This window comes from Paraburkholderia sp. 31.1, assembly GCF_014397645.1.
GTDB classification, from domain to species: Bacteria; Pseudomonadota; Gammaproteobacteria; order Burkholderiales; family Burkholderiaceae; genus Paraburkholderia; species Paraburkholderia tuberum.
In genome coordinates this window covers 1-881 of sequence record NZ_VZQN01000177.1, presented here as the reverse complement: position 1 = coordinate 881, position 881 = coordinate 1, and the positions used below count along the sequence as shown (strand labels likewise).

Annotated in this window: 1 protein-coding gene; it reads right to left on the bottom strand. The window is 55.7% G+C overall.

Annotation, left to right across the window (positions count from 1 at the left end):
• Positions 1–130: 130 nt before the first annotated feature.
• Positions 131–881, bottom strand: a 751-nt coding sequence (locus F6X37_RS35865; protein WP_187614681.1) for an IS5 family transposase, incomplete at its 5' end; no start/stop codon positions are given.

Genomic DNA, 881 nt, shown 5'->3' with positions numbered 1-881 from the left:
GGAAACGCTGATTAATGAACTGTCGGATCGGCTTGCAGATCAAGACGCGTCAAATTTTCTGGATAACGAATCGAATCGACGCTCATTTCGGTGAATTTGGCTCGCAAACGAGCCCCTCTTCTCTCATTTTTCATACGCATGACGGATTGCTCCCATGAACCGATCGCAACAGATTTCGCGCAGTCACCAGATTCGCCAGAGCGAACAAGCTGAACAGTTGCGCCGTGTTCTTGGCCAAGCCCTTGTATCGGGTTTTGCGATGGTGAAACAGGTTCTTGACGATATGGAACGGATGCTCAACGCGCGAACGGATTTGCGCCTTGGTTCGCTCAAGCGCAGTCACCAGGTCCTTCAGCGGCCCGTCCTGCATCGCCCTGATCTTTCCGCGCTTGGCAGCGACGTGCCAATTTACTGCCTTGCCTTTCATTTCATCACGCTTGTCTACACCAATGTAGCCTGCGTCGGCGAACGCTTCCTCTTCATGGCCGTGCAGCAGCAAATGGGCTTGCGACACATCCGACACGTTGGCCGCCGTGCCAACCACACTGTGGACCAAGCCCGAATCGGCGTCCACGCCAACGTGGGCTTTCATCCCAAAGTGCCATTCGTTTCCCTTCTTCGTTTGATGCATCTCCGGGTCACGGCTCTTCCCGGCGTTCTTGGTCGACGGTGGCGCTTCGATGATCGTCGCATCAACCAGCGTGCCTTCCTTCATCATCAGTCCACGCTCACACAGCGAGATACCGATCTCGTCGAACAGCTTCCGTGTCAGTTCGTGCTCGATCAACAGGCGCCGGAATTTCAGCAGCGTGGTCGCATCCGGAACGTTCTCGACTGCCAGATCGATGCCGGCGAAGGCGCGCAGCGCAATGCTGTCATAC